Origin of the sequence: Acinetobacter sp. ATCC 27244 (genome assembly GCF_000156555.1) — a bacterium.
Classification (GTDB): domain Bacteria; phylum Pseudomonadota; class Gammaproteobacteria; order Pseudomonadales; family Moraxellaceae; genus Acinetobacter; species Acinetobacter haemolyticus.
Genome location: NZ_GG665955.1, coordinates 103,125 through 116,464, shown reverse-complemented (window position 1 = coordinate 116,464; position 13,340 = coordinate 103,125). Strand labels below are relative to the sequence as shown.

General features: G+C 37.9%; 10 protein-coding genes and 1 pseudogene. 3 read left to right on the top strand and 8 right to left on the bottom strand.

Annotated features, from left to right (window positions below; all coding sequences use genetic code 11):
* Window positions 1-96: 96 nt before the first annotated feature.
* Window positions 97-216, top strand: a pseudogene (locus HMPREF0023_RS16905) (XRE family transcriptional regulator); the annotation flags it as partial.
* Window positions 217-248: 32 nt separating this feature from the next.
* Here HMPREF0023_RS16905 and HMPREF0023_RS08750 read toward each other — a convergent pair.
* The 7 genes from HMPREF0023_RS08750 to HMPREF0023_RS08725 all read right to left on the bottom strand — a co-directional run bounded on the left by HMPREF0023_RS08750 (window position 249) and on the right by HMPREF0023_RS08725 (window position 9,819).
* Window positions 249-1,850, bottom strand: coding sequence for an SAVED domain-containing protein (locus tag HMPREF0023_RS08750; RefSeq protein WP_008941880.1), 1,602 nt, complete (start codon window positions 1,848-1,850; stop codon window positions 249-251).
* 7 nt (window positions 1,851-1,857) lie between these two features.
* Window positions 1,858-2,331, bottom strand: a complete 474-nt coding sequence (locus HMPREF0023_RS08745; protein ID WP_008941879.1) for a Mov34/MPN/PAD-1 family protein — start codon at window positions 2,329-2,331, stop codon at window positions 1,858-1,860.
* Window positions 2,324-4,045: a ThiF family adenylyltransferase gene (locus HMPREF0023_RS08740; protein ID WP_008941878.1), complete on the bottom strand. Its 1,722-nt coding sequence runs from the start codon at window positions 4,043-4,045 to the stop codon at window positions 2,324-2,326. Before HMPREF0023_RS08740 ends, HMPREF0023_RS08745 begins: the two co-directional genes overlap by 8 nt.
* Window positions 4,042-5,082 carry a nucleotidyltransferase gene (locus HMPREF0023_RS08735; RefSeq protein ID WP_008941877.1) on the bottom strand — a complete coding sequence of 347 codons (1,041 nt, stop codon included), beginning with the start codon at window positions 5,080-5,082 and terminating at the stop codon, window positions 4,042-4,044. Before HMPREF0023_RS08735 ends, HMPREF0023_RS08740 begins: the two co-directional genes overlap by 4 nt.
* Window positions 5,083-5,358: 276 nt before the next feature.
* Window positions 5,359-6,642 carry a ribonucleotide-diphosphate reductase subunit beta gene (locus HMPREF0023_RS08730; protein WP_004638040.1) on the bottom strand — a complete coding sequence of 428 codons (1,284 nt, stop codon included), beginning with the start codon at window positions 6,640-6,642 and terminating at the stop codon, window positions 5,359-5,361.
* 139 nt (window positions 6,643-6,781) lie between these two features.
* The gene (locus HMPREF0023_RS16245) at window positions 6,782-6,910 is read right to left on the bottom strand and encodes a hypothetical protein (RefSeq protein WP_005081321.1); all 129 of its coding nucleotides are present in this window, start codon (window positions 6,908-6,910) and stop codon (window positions 6,782-6,784) included.
* Between the two features lie 74 nt (window positions 6,911-6,984).
* Window positions 6,985-9,819 carry a ribonucleoside-diphosphate reductase subunit alpha gene (locus HMPREF0023_RS08725; RefSeq protein ID WP_005091576.1) on the bottom strand — a complete coding sequence of 945 codons (2,835 nt, stop codon included), beginning with the start codon at window positions 9,817-9,819 and terminating at the stop codon, window positions 6,985-6,987.
* 522 nt (window positions 9,820-10,341) lie between these two features.
* On the opposite strand from HMPREF0023_RS08725, the gene bfmR reads away from it, so the two are divergent.
* On the top strand, window positions 10,342-11,058 hold the full coding sequence (gene bfmR, locus HMPREF0023_RS08720; RefSeq protein ID WP_005081325.1) for a response regulator transcription factor BfmR: 717 nt from the start codon (window positions 10,342-10,344) through the stop codon (window positions 11,056-11,058).
* 81 nt (window positions 11,059-11,139) lie between these two features.
* Window positions 11,140-12,780 (top strand): sensor histidine kinase BfmS, encoded by a 1,641-nt coding sequence (gene bfmS, locus HMPREF0023_RS08715; protein ID WP_005081329.1) that lies wholly within the window; start codon window positions 11,140-11,142, stop codon window positions 12,778-12,780.
* A 137-nt stretch (window positions 12,781-12,917) separates the two neighbouring features.
* Here the strand turns inward: bfmS and HMPREF0023_RS08710 are convergent, their stop codons facing one another.
* Window positions 12,918-13,274, bottom strand: coding sequence for a hypothetical protein (locus HMPREF0023_RS08710; protein ID WP_004638046.1), 357 nt, complete (start codon window positions 13,272-13,274; stop codon window positions 12,918-12,920).
* Window positions 13,275-13,340: the final 66 nt, after the last annotated feature.

Sequence of the window (13,340 nt, the reverse complement as noted above, 5' to 3'; positions counted from 1 at the left end):
TAAATTCTGGACTAAAGCGTTTAGCCATTTTACATCTCCAAAGTTAACGTTACGTTATCTTTAGAGGGACTATGTGTCCATTATTTTGTCTAGGATCATGTTTCTAAAGTTGAAATATTGGAAAGAAGACTTGATGTGATTGAGTTAATAGACTGGTTAAAAGTATTGGATGCTAGTATTTTTGATTTTCTGGCATTCTGCTATTTTCAAAATTAAAAGGCTCAGAATATTTTCCAAGCCTTTTGTTTTTAAACTGATATAAGCTCATTGCCATTTTCAGTACTATTAATCCTTAATACAGACTCTAAGCCAGCTTGTTTATAGTCGTAAATGATTACATCTGGATGATTTTTATCAATCCCTTGTCCTATGGCAACACATGCTGCATTCGGGGCTGTTATAAATAAATGTACTAATTCAATTCCATGGTTACTTTTAAAATGATGTAGTAATTTCTGAATTTGGGCAGTAAGAGCTTTAACGTTTAATGGGTGGGGTATACTTTTACTACCCATATACTCAGGTAAAGTCGATATTTCCACGACTTGATTATCAATGCTTTCTGCTAATTGCTGGGCCTTTTCAAGAACTCTATCAACTTTAGCTGTAGCATGAATACATAGCACAACTTCATTATTTTTCTTTAATTTATCTAGTCCAATTATCTCATTAAATGGATCCACCATTGTGGGACTTGGCCATTCCCATTTTTGACTGTCTCTAAATTTTAACATAGGGATAAATTCTGCCTTGTTACCGAGTAATGCCCCTAAACCAATTAAAGCTGGCATAGGACCAAAAGCAAATATTGCTGCTTTATAATTCTCATTTTGAGTTTGATTGATAATTTTTCTAGCTTCTATTTCTATGTGCCGAATCATCTGTTCTTTGAATAGCTCTGGATCGATATTGCTATTACACAAGGTATTAAGACAGCCATTTATTTTATATTTTAATGGGTGGAGGCTTGAGGCAATTTCTTTTAAGTCAGGATTTGATACAGCTTGTCCATGTACAGGCCATAGAACTGAATATACAGGGATTGGTTCAAAAGCTAGAGCATCTAAAAGCTGTTGAGCCATTTCTTTATGCTCATTACGCATCTTATTTAGTGTCAGTGAATCATAATCACTTGGTGCTACCTTATCTATTAACCGATGATGTTTGTCACAGAGTAACAGTACATTTTCAGGATCATTAGATAAAGCGCTTGATAAGAAAGGTAGACCACGCTCACCATTATCTGAAGAGGCTATATTGTGAGCATTATATGCATAATTTCCCTTTCTACCTGTGAGTTTATCGATATCCAATCTTTCTCCACAACCAGTAAACATGCATCTGCCAAAGCTATCTAACATAACTTGATTTAAAGTACTTTTTGTAAAAGGATTACCTCTACCTACTTTCTTCTCGTGGCTAAGAAAATCACTAATAAATTTAGATTTCACACGTTTATCATTCAGAATATGTGATGTAAATGCATATTCATGCCAAATATTTTGAATAGCATTAAGATCAGTGATTTCTTCAGCTAGTAGCGCTCTATCAGGAAGTGATCTGACTTCAATATTTTTGCGAATACCTGCTGTAAGTTCTATAAATGACATAAGATCATTTTTAGGTAAATTGACACGTAAGACCGAAAGTATTTCATCATCAAGCATCAATAAAAATAGTAAATTTTTTCTTCCATCAATGTCACTTTTATCTCTTAAAATACTTACTTTGTTCCAACTAATAATATTTTTAATCGCAGCTATGTATGCTTGAGCTAATTGAATATTGTCTAAAGGTAAATAGCGGGTTTGTATAATATCGAAAGATGGTTCTGTGTTACTTGTATTCATGAAAGTTCTATAACCTTATAATTGAAGTTACGTATAAAGAATTTTTTTTCATAATGTAGATATTAATTTCTTTGATTCCCACAATAACGAAAAAGAGTTTTCTATCAGTATTTCTAGCTAGACACCTCGCCCAATCCTTTTTATCTATTGCAGAGGGCGTAGGGGAGTTTTCAGGATGGCTATGCCATGTACCCAAATAAATAGATGTACCATTAGATTCTTTATACTTTTTATCGAGAAACTTCTGGTGAAATGGATCTTTCATCACAAAATTATATCTAGTTCTAATGTCTAGTTTTTGTGGGGTAGTAACAAATTCTAGTTGAAAGACTTGAGTACCTTGAATTTGATGTCCTATCAATATTCCGCAAGCTTCTTTAGCTTCAGATGAGATTTGACGATACTGTTCCCATGTTTCAATGATGTCTGAATTGATATGAACAGTAGCGTCATAAACATTAACAGTTAATTGGTCATTCATTACAAATATCACATTCTGGATTTAATAGTGGTGTGATTAGTAATGATTTTGAAAAGGCATAATAACGATCTGTCAATTCTAGATTTTCATTTAAAGCTTCTATATCAGAACCTTTCCAGCTTACCTTTGAAGAATCTTTTATCTTGCTTTGTAAAAATTTTAAGGCTAAATCTGTAGTAATGCTGGCGGTCTGAATAGCAGATAAGTTTGAATAAGGTAGAAAGGCATTACCACACCCTGAAAGATTTCTAGTTAAATCTTGATTAGGTTTTAAAAAATTAAGATTAGAAACTAAACCTCTGCATAAATTTTCATTATCCACATAAGCACATCTTAAGCATCCTTTTTGCTCGGGAATATCTAAAACTGTATGTCCACCAACTCCATAACCTTCTGTCCATGTATTAATTACGGCTGTTTCTACGTCATTCTTAATACAGTAATCATGAAATATTCGTTCTTTTGTTGGAGAACCTATGGCAATAATAACTAGATCAAATGAATTCAAAATAGAAACATTTCTAAAATTTAGTAAACATCCGTTAACAGGTTTGATATTGATCCAAGGATATTTTGTTGAAATTTTAACCCGTAATCCAGTAGTTTTTCCCCAATTCAAGTAATCGATTGAAAGGTAATGCCTATATGTGTTTTCAATTGATATGGTGTCTGAATCAACTAGCGTTAGGTTGCCTAGTCCGCATGATGCTAGTTGGTCTGCTATATAACCACCTACAGAGCCACAACCTACTAATAAAACGCGTTTGTCTTGAAGATCGCAAAAAGCACCTCCACGAGGAATTAAGCTTGATTTATCAAATAACTTAATTGAGCATGCTTCTATATTCCATTCGGAAAAATTTTCTAACTTAACAGGGAGGCTCTTATTGACTCTAGATTTTTTATGTTGGAATTTTAAACCAAACCAAGATTTTCCTGAGGGTGTATCAATATGGAAGATTACCCAAAAAATATTTTTCCTAATTTGTGCAAAAGTAGTTAGAAAGAGCTCTTTAATCTCTGGATTTAATAGTTCAATATGATCTAAAAACCATTGGGGTAGATCTGATACAGTCCATGGAATAGAAGTGATACTAGGCAATGGGAGAATACACCCTAAATCTGGCTGAGTTTTTCTTTCAGCTACTTGAATCCTGAAAAATGGTTCTTTTGTTTTAAGATCATAATTCTCTGGATGTACTAGCACACAGCTTTTTAAGCCCCATTTGCCTTCAGGGGCATAAACTTTTAATATGCAAAATTCAGGTGATTCTACAACACAGATGATATCGTTAAATTTCGTATCAGTAAGGCTATACCAACTAGCTAAGAATTCTCTTAAAAGTTCATCTTTATTCCAAGTTAAATCAGTTAGGCATTTTTTCAGTAATTCAATGTGTTTTCTTAATGAGTCCTCAAATGCAATTTTTGGAACTTCATAATTAATCGAAACAGAATCTGTAACATTTACACATAGACTAGCCAAATTGAAATCTTTGGAAGATGTTGTATGCGCTAATCTAGGAAACTGTTGTGGATCTTTTAAATAAAATACGGGCATTGAAGTTATTTCATCAACTTCAAAATGGATGAGTGTAATGACATAACTACCAATAGACACTTTAACTTCTATAGCATCTCGAGCGAATACATTAGCTGTAGATACTGAGTATCCACAGCTTTGTAGATGCTGAATTATTATCTGATAGTTCATGCGCCTTGAGAAGTTCCTACAGACCCAGCTGAAGAAAATACAACTTTAGCTGCTTCATTTTTTGAATTATTTTTAGTTCCTTCAGGGAAGTCTTCACCAAATATTTCTCTTAATAGATCACATTGTTTAGCTTCGTCTGGTTCATTAATGACATTTTGTAATTTGTTTCTCAATGTAGAGAGCTTATTTTTTAATTGAGTTCCTGTATCGACACTACTCCCAGAGAAAATGTCTCTGTATGGAGATACGGGTAAATCTACTTTTACTTTCCATTGACTGTCGTTTTGGTATTGAAAGTAAGTGGAATAATCTAGTATTTGATCGATAGTTTTTTTCAAGGCTTCTAGATCATTTTCAAGGCCTTCATCATTAATTGAACTTTGAAATTTTTCTTTGAGCATTACAGTAAGACCGATCGAAAAAACCTTTCTGCAAGTATCCTCATGGAATTTGATGTTTCTCCATCTTTTTATATATCTAGTTAATCGTTTAAATTGCTGAAGTTTCTGTGTTTCATAAATGCCTGAACTATCTTTAGTATTGACCCAATCAATTAAACCTTTGGGATCTGAATCAGACCACTCTCTATTATTTTCATCAGAATTTTTTTTGCCCACAGCTAATTTGTAATAACCGCTCTCCGATTTACTATAAATAGGGATATCAATATGTAAATCCTCATTTTTATAGTCAGCAGTTACACAGGGTTTTTTAATTTTAGCATTCTTGAAACCTCTATTTTCTAGAATTTCTAACACAACTTTTTTAGGAATAGTCGGATCTTCCGGGGCATCATCTTCTTTTATAACAATTGCTCTATCAATATCAAAGTCTTTCCCTTTTTCCTTAATCGTAGTACTTGTCGCTAATGATCCTTGAATAAAATCTTCTTGAACTGGATATCCATTTTCTCTAAATTTTTTGCGAATGTCTTCTGTAATGCTATCGTCTTTTTGACGAGCATTTTTATATTCGTCACTTTGACGAGTTATGTAGATATTGCTGTTGAATGTTAAAAATTTACTTTGTAATCCCATTTTTACCTTCTAACTTGATTGTTCATTATGAAATTGATTTTCTATTTGCTTGTTCTAAGCACAATTGTACCTTAGCCAGAATTAGCCAAACTTTTATATTCAATTTCGGATTTAAAATTTTAAAATGCTATGTTTTTTTAAATTTTCCAATAAGAAACCTAGATTTCTTATTGGGTGTTTATAAAAAATTTCTTAATGACAACTTATGTGTCGCTCAATGACATCTTATGCGTCGCAAATGACAACATATGTGTCGCGTGACGTGTGACGCTTAGCTTACCAGCTCAAAGCACCGCCAGTCTGATAGTCAGTTACGCGCGTCTCGAAGAAATTCTTCTCTTTACGCAAGTCCATCATTTCTGACATCCACTGGAATGGATTGGTCACACCAGCAAACTGCTCAGGTAAACCAAGTTGCGCTAAACGACGGTTACAGATGAACTTCAAGTATTCTTCCATCATGCTCGCATTCATACCCAATACACCACGTGGCATCGTGTCACGCGCATATTCGATCTCAAGCATAGTACCTTCAAGAATCATTTGAATCACTTCTTGTTGGAAAGTCGCTGTCCACAAGTGTGGGTTCTCGATCTTGATTTGGTTGATCATGTCGATACCAAAGTTCAAGTGCATTGATTCATCACGTAAGATGTATTGGAATTGCTCAGCAACACCATTCATCTTGTTACGACGACCCATACTCAAGATTTGTGTAAAACCACAGTAGAAGAAGATGCCTTCAAGTACACAATAGAACGCGATCAAGTTACGAAGTAAAATCTGATCGTTTTCAGGCGTGCCTGTATGGAAAGTAGGGTCACTCAAAGACTGTGTATATTTCAAGCCCCAAGCTGCTTTACGCGCAACAGATGGAACTTCACGATACATGTTAAAGACTTCACCTTCATCCATACCTAATGATTCAATACAGTATTGATATGCATGGGTATGAATTGCTTCTTCAAATGCTTGACGCAAAATGTATTGGCGGCATTCAGGGTTCGTGATATGACGGTAGATCGCCAATACTAAGTTGTTTGCAACCAATGAATCTGCAGTAGAGAAGAAACCTAAAGAACGCATGATGATGGTACGCTCATCTTCAGTTAAGCCATTTTCAGACTTCCAAAGCGCGATATCGTGGTTCATGTTGACTTCTTGCGGCATCCAGTGGTTTGCACACCCGTCAAGATACTTCTGCCAAGCCCACTCATATTTAAATGGAACAAGTTGGTTTAAGTCCGCACGACAGTTGATCATCGCTTTATCATCAACTTGTACACGTTGTGCACCCATTTCCAACTCTTCTAAACCAGGCGCAACATCCAAATGTTCTAAGGCTTCAGATGCTCGAGCCAACGAATCGGTTGGATTTGTTGATCTGCTGGTATTGGTTCCAGCGGGTTGTGGAGCTGCCACGCGCGGCGATGATGGCTCTGTAGGAGGTACCATCTGCGTATTAACCGTTTTTTGCGAGTCGAGGGACGCAGACTTGTGTTCAGGTGTAGTCGGTTTTTGCGTATCATCTTCAAAATCGTCCCAACTTAGGATAGACATTTTCGTTCTCTCTTCGTTGTATATAGCTGTTATCGATATCTCTCAACAAAGATATCTGTAATATACGTTTATATTGTGTAAGCAAAATTAAGTTTTACTGATTGAGCTTCAATTTCTTGATGATTGAAATTCACAACCCTTAAGACTTATTTTGCTTACGCTGTTGTTTACGAATGGCTAAAAATGCATAGACCATTGGTATATAAAAGAAAATAAAGGCAAAGATCAGAACAGCTAATCCCAACATATAGTTATGAGTCATATTCATCCCACTCTTTGCCTCAATATATTTTAATCTTTGAACCCTTCTTATTATAAAGAAGGGTTCATTATTAGATTAAATTACTGACAAGCCTCACAGTCTGGATTGTCAATTGAACATGCCATTGGTACTGGAGCTGCAGTAGTAAAACCATCCTCTTCAACTTGAGCTTCTGGTTTCTTGTCTTCAACTGCTTGAGCTGCAACCACAGGAGCTTCAACTGATGCAGGTTTTACTGCATTGAGTGCGCCTGTATTGATGGTTGACTTCTCAGCAGAAGTTGCACCTAACGCTCGGAGGTAATAAGTGGTTTTAAGACCACGTAACCATGCCATCTTATAAGTGATATCAAGCTTCTTACCATTTGCACCAGCGATGTAAAGGTTAAGTGACTGTGCTTGATCAATCCATTTTTGACGACGTGATGCAGCATCGACGATCCAGCGTGTATCAACTTCAAACGCTGTCGCGAAGATGGCTTTTAATTCTTCAGGAATACGCGCAATCTTCTGAACTGAACCTTCAAAGTGTTTCAGATCATTCACCATCACTGTATCCCATAGACCACGTTCTTTTAATGCACGCACAAGATATGGGTTAATCACAGTGAATTCACCAGAAAGGTTAGATTTCACATACAAGTTCTGGAATGTCGGCTCAATCGACTGAGACACGCCACAAATGTTTGAAATGGTTGCAGTTGGAGCAATCGCCATCACATTTGAGTTACGCATACCGTCTTTTTGAACTTTGGCACGTAAAGTGTCCCAGTCTAAACGTTGGGTACGGTCAACTTCGAACATACGTTCTGGACGTGATTTCGCAACGATTTCTAAAGAGTCGATTGGCAGGATGCCTTGATCCCACAATGAACCTTTAAATGTTGAATAAGCACCACGCTCAAGTGCAAGATCACTTGATGTTTGAATCGCGTAGTAGCTGATCACTTCCATTGATTCGTCAGCAAAATCAACTGCCGCGTCTGAACCGTAAGCAATACCCATTTCATATAGTGCATCTTGGAAGCCCATGATGCCCATACCGACAGGGCGGTGCTTCAAGTTTGAGTTTTTCGCTTGTGGTACAGCGTAGTAGTTAATGTCGATCACGTTATCGAGCATACGAACTGCTGTTTTAATCGTACGTGCTAACTTTTCACGATCTAACACACCACCTTGAACGTGTTGTACAAGGTTGATTGAACCTAAGTTACATACCGCGATTTCATCTTGGTTGGTGTTTAAAGTGATTTCTGTACACAAGTTCGATGAGTGCACCACGCCCACATGTTGTTGCGGTGAACGTAAGTTACATACGTCTTTGAATGTGATCCACGGGTGACCTGTTTCAAACAACATCGAAAGCATCTTGCGCCATAAGTCTTTCGCACGTACTTTCTTGTGGAGCATGTTTTGTTCTTTTGCGACTGCTTCGTAGTGCGCATAACGCTCAGCAAATTCAGCGCCTGTTAAGTCATGCAAGTCTGGCGTTTCAGAAGGCGTGAATAGTGTCCATTCAGCATCTTCAAATACACGTTGCATGAATAAATCAGGAACCCAGTTTGCTGTGTTCATGTCGTGGGTACGACGACGGTCATCACCTGTGTTCTTACGTAGCTCTAGGAATTCTTCAACGTCCAAGTGCCAAGTTTCTAAGTACGCACAAACCGCACCTTTACGTTTACCACCTTGGTTAACAGCAACTGCGGTATCATTCGCTACTTTAAGGAATGGTACAACACCTTGAGACTTACCGTTGGTGCCTTTGATATAAGAGTTCAAAGCACGTACTGGTGTCCAGTCATTACCTAAACCACCCGCCCATTTAGAAAGCATTGCGTTGTCACGCATCGCACCATAAATGTCATACAGGTCATCACCAATTGTTGTTAAATAACAGCTTGATAATTGTGGGCGTAATGTACCTGAGTTAAATAGGGTAGGCGTAGATGCCATGTAATCGAAGCTAGATAATAAGTTATAGAACTCGATTGCGCGCTCTTCTTTATTTTCTTCGTTGAGTGCAAGACCCATCGACACACGCATAAAGAAAAGTTGTGGCAATTCAAAACGTACGCCATTTGAGTGAATGAAGTAACGATCGAATAAAGTTTGAAGACCTAAATAGGTAAATTGGTTTGAGCGTTCTGGTTGGATTGCTGCTGCCAATTTTGCAAGATCAAAATTCAGAAGGTCAGGAGATAGAAGGTCGAGTTCGATCCCTTTTTTCAAGAAGGTTTCTAATGCGTCGCCTTCTAAAGTGTCAGTTGGTAGACCCAAGAACTCTAATCCAGTGCTGACCAGTTCATTACATAATAAACGTGCAGTCACATAAGTATAGTTTGGTTCTTGCTCAATACGGGTACGCGTTGCCATCATCATGGTGGTTGCAACATCGCTTTCTTTTACGCCGTTATATAAGTTTTTAACGGTTTCATCCACGATCGCTTGAACATCAATGCCTTCTAAACCTGCACTTGCGGTTTCAATTGTCGCAGTAAGTGCATCGAGATCCAAAGGTTGGAGCTGTCCTTTGGCATCCGTGATTTGTAGGGTCGGGTGATGATTTGCACCAGTTTGCTGACGAGCAGTTGCACGTTGTTCACGATAAATCACATAGGCACGAGCAACTTTTTGTTCGCCTGTACGCATCAAAGCCAATTCAACTTGGTCTTGAATTTCTTCGATATGAATCGTGCCGCCCGAAGGTAAACGACGGTTGAATGTGTTCATTACCATTTCGGTCAATTGCGTAATACGGTCATGGATGCGACTAGAGTCTGCACCTTGTTGACCTTCAACTGCCAGAAATGCTTTCCCTATCGCAACAGAAATTTTCTCGGCATTAAATGTCGCAATCTCTCCGGTGCGTTTAATGACCTGAAGTTGGCCAGGAGTAGAAGTGATGATGCTCATGTCAGCATAGCTCCATTATCATCTATTTTTATGTTCATAGACCGTTTGAATCGAGCAAAAAGTATGCCACGATATTTGAGGGATAAACACAATACTTAGTGGTTAAAGTTTGTTTTAAACACAAGATACGGGATTTTTACCAGCAGATCAATCCTTGACATTTTACTAAATTTTTTTTCATGTCTTAACTGCTGATTTCACAGGGACATAGCATAACAAAGCGATTTAAAAACACGTATAGATAACTCTGTGGATAACTCAAAAAACAAACACTTAAATTTTGTTTGATGAAGGAAGAAACAAATTGTTTAACATTGGCACAAAAAATATACTTAATTTTCATTTTGCTGAAAAAACCCAGATAAAACTGAAAAAGGTATTAAAATTCATAATTTTAATAAAAAGATAACAAAACTGGCTAGGCGTGTATCAGTTTGGTGAAGGCCACTTGTTTACAATGTAAACGTGTGTATATTGCAAAACATAAACCAATGTATCTGTAAGATTATTAGGGGCAAATAAATGAGCCAAGAAGAAAAGTTACCGAAGATTCTAATCGTAGAAGATGACGAGCGTTTAGCACGATTAACACAAGAGTATTTGATCCGTAACGGTCTGGAAGTTGGGGTTGAAACAGATGGTAATCGCGCAATCCGTCGAATCATTAGTGAGCAACCAGATTTAGTGGTATTAGATGTGATGTTACCTGGTGCGGATGGTTTGACTGTTTGCCGTGAAGTGCGTCCACACTATCACCAACCAATTTTGATGCTTACTGCGCGTACCGAAGATATGGATCAAGTGCTTGGCTTGGAAATGGGGGCAGATGACTATGTTGCTAAACCTGTTCAACCACGTGTGTTATTGGCGCGTATCCGTGCTTTGTTACGTCGTACTGACAAAACCGTTGAAGATGAAGTGGCACAACGTATCGAATTTGATGATCTTGTGATTGACAATGGCGGTCGTTCAGTCACTTTGCATGGTGAGTTGGTTGACTTTACCAGTGCAGAATATGACTTGTTATGGCTATTAGCATCAAATGCGGGTCGTATCTTGTCTCGTGAAGATATTTTTGAGCGTTTACGTGGTATTGAATATGACGGTCAAGACCGTTCGATCGATGTTCGTATTTCTCGTATTCGTCCAAAAATTGGTGATGATCCAGAAAACCCGAAACGTATTAAAACAGTACGTAGTAAAGGTTACTTATTCGTTAAAGAAACCAATGGGATGTAAAATTCAGCCCCTCCTTCTTACAAGGAGGGTTTCTTCTTTTGGAAAGGAGAAGCTGTTGAATAATTTGGAATCATATCCCTTATGGTGAGTCGAGTACTGAAGAACAGCATATTCTTGCGAATTTATGCTGGATTGGTTGTATTGGTGGTTGTGGTTGCCGCATTTTGTTATTTGCTGGTCCAAATCATTAACTATCAGCGTGCGCAAGAATATCGAGAGTCTCTTACAGATGGTATTTCCTACGTTATTAGTGAGGGGGTATCTCGCCAACCAGAGAAACAGCAGAAATTAGATTGGATTTCTGATGCTTCTGATCTGTTGGAATTGCCGATTTATTATGTAGATGCGGCACGAGTTGAATTGTCTCGGACTGAAAAAAAGCGAATTGCTGAGCAAAAGTCAGTGGTTCGATATGATGCGAATCATGGCGTAGGTTATATCATCATCGGTTTGAAAGATGATCCGCAGCATTTTCTCTATATCAAAGTCGATAAGATTGGCGAACGCCAGATGAAGGCGTTGCCAATTTTTGTCTTGGATTATTTGATGTTTTATCCGGGACAAGAAAGTGAGTATTTGGAACGAATCAAACAACATTTTTATTATCCTATTGAAATCATGGATATCCGAGATGTGAATTTAGATTCAGAACAAATAGGACGTCTACGCCAAGACCAAAGCGTGTTGCTATATAAAGATAGCGCGACCATACGCGGCACCACGATTTCGATTGTTTCCCCGATGCCGAACTATCCTGCACGAGTCTTGATCTTGGGTCCTGTGCCGATGTTTAACTGGATGCCTTTCCAGCTTTCCGCAGGGATTACCTTATTTAGCTTGTTCTTGTTGAGCTTGGGTGTTTATGGGCTGATCTTGCCATTAGAACGAAAAATCCGTCAGGTTCGTTATGCTTTAAATAAAATGAAGTCAGGTGATTTGTCATTGCGTGTACCGATCGAAGGCAGTGATGAAATGGCAAATTTGGCTTCAAGCTATAACAATATGTCGGATCATATCCAGCGTTTGATTGAAGCGCAGCGAGAGTTGATGCGTGCTGTATCGCATGAACTCAGAACGCCAGTGGCACGAATCCGTTTTGGCATGGAAATGTTGGCTGAAGAAGATGATTATAATTATCGTATTCAGCAGGTCGATATGATTGATAAGGATATTGAGGCGTTGAATACCTTGATTGATGAAATCATGACTTATGCCAAGTTGGAGCAGGGAACCCCTTCGTTAGATTTCGAAGAAGTTGTATTGGTTGAAGTGCTTGATCAAGTGGCAATGGAAACTGAGGCGCTAAAAACACAAAAAGAAATAGAATTGATTGCACCTTCGTTGGTATTGAAAGTTGATGCAGAACGTCGCTATTTACATCGTGTAGTACAAAACCTTGTGGGTAATGCAGTACGTTATTGCGATAACAAGGTACGTGTCAGCGGTGGTGTTCGTGCAGATGGTCAAGCTTATGTCTGTGTTGAGGATGATGGTCCAGGGATTCCAGAAGAAGATCGCTCTCGAATTTTTGAAGCCTTTGCTCGTCTCGATGACAGTCGTACTCGTGCTTCAGGTGGCTATGGTTTGGGTTTATCTATTGTGAGTCGTATTGCATATTGGTTTGGTGGGACAATTCAGGTCGATCAAAGTCCAAACTTGGGTGGAGCGCGTTTTATTATGACTTGGCCAGCGAAGCGTTATAAGCAAACCACCAAAAAATGATAGCAACCTAGGGGGCTTAATTCGGTGCAGCCTCCTAGACATGATCAATGTGTAAAAGAGTTTAAAAATCATAACAAAAGCCAAAGCGTAGTTGAGCTTTGGCGAAAGAATATTTAAAGCGATGCAACCAAGGTTGATTATTCTTGTAGCGAAGAATCAGGTTCGATTAATGGGCGACCAGATCTCAAACTTTGTAATGCATCTGCATTGAAATCAATCAATAAAGAGTTGTTTTTGACATCAATTTTATAGCTTTGAATCAGTCGTTCATCTCCATTCAATGTCTCAACTCGATAGGCATCAGCAATATTTAGAATACCTTCAAGATTGGTTGTTGTTGATGCAAAGTCTTCTCGAAATACGTCATAAATATCTCTTAAATCAAAAATCGCATTATCCGCATCTGGATGCTTTCGAACATAATTTTCAATATGGCGCATGAGGAGTTGTGAAAAAAAGAAATAATCTGAGTCGTGTGCGAATTTTAGCTGCATATTTATTCTCCTTCTTGTCTATCTTTAGAATACCGATCTATTGCTAAAGCTGTGTATAAAGATAAT

What these genes read in the sequence shown, in the direction of transcription:
- HMPREF0023_RS08730 (WP_004638040.1), bottom strand. Translation starts at nt 6,642, where the DNA reads ATGTCTATCCTAAGTTGGGACGATTTTGAAGATGATACGCAAAAACCG.
- HMPREF0023_RS08725 (WP_005091576.1), bottom strand. Translation starts at nt 9,819, where the DNA reads ATGAGCATCATCACTTCTACTCCTGGCCAACTTCAGGTCATTAAACGC.
- HMPREF0023_RS16245 (WP_005081321.1), bottom strand. Translation starts at nt 6,910, where the DNA reads ATGAATATGACTCATAACTATATGTTGGGATTAGCTGTTCTGATCTTT.
- HMPREF0023_RS08740 (WP_008941878.1), bottom strand. Translation starts at nt 4,045, where the DNA reads ATGAACTATCAGATAATAATTCAGCATCTACAAAGCTGTGGATACTCA.
- bfmR (WP_005081325.1), top strand. Translation starts at nt 10,342, where the DNA reads ATGAGCCAAGAAGAAAAGTTACCGAAGATTCTAATCGTAGAAGATGAC.
- HMPREF0023_RS08710 (WP_004638046.1), bottom strand. Translation starts at nt 13,274, where the DNA reads ATGCAGCTAAAATTCGCACACGACTCAGATTATTTCTTTTTTTCACAA.
- HMPREF0023_RS08745 (WP_008941879.1), bottom strand. Translation starts at nt 2,331, where the DNA reads ATGAATGACCAATTAACTGTTAATGTTTATGACGCTACTGTTCATATC.
- HMPREF0023_RS08750 (WP_008941880.1), bottom strand. Translation starts at nt 1,850, where the DNA reads ATGAATACAAGTAACACAGAACCATCTTTCGATATTATACAAACCCGC.
- bfmS (WP_005081329.1), top strand. Translation starts at nt 11,140, where the DNA reads ATGGTGAGTCGAGTACTGAAGAACAGCATATTCTTGCGAATTTATGCT.
- HMPREF0023_RS08735 (WP_008941877.1), bottom strand. Translation starts at nt 5,082, where the DNA reads ATGGGATTACAAAGTAAATTTTTAACATTCAACAGCAATATCTACATA.